Genomic DNA, 209 nt, shown 5'->3' with positions numbered 1-209 from the left:
GCCACGTTTTGCCCGCTGAGCGAACTGCTGACGGTGCACACGTCGCCGGAACTGGCGTACCTGGAGGCCAAATGGGCCGCGCAAGTCTCCTTCGCGGCGGTCCGGGCGCTGTTGCAGGAGGTGCTGCCGATCGAACATGGATTGCATCAGGAGACCATCCGTCAGCACGTCCAAGCCACCGCCGAGCGACTCGAGGCGCAGCTCGGTCC

General features: G+C 66.0%; 1 pseudogene. It reads left to right on the top strand.

Going from position 1 to position 209, the window contains the following annotated elements:
• Positions 1-209, top strand: a pseudogene (locus AC3A6Y_RS35145) (ISKra4 family transposase); the annotation flags it as partial.

The organism is Variovorax sp. Soil_C_17 (genome assembly GCF_057657265.1).
Note: the sequence above shows the minus strand (reverse complement) of the source record. Positions and strands in the feature narration are given on the sequence as shown.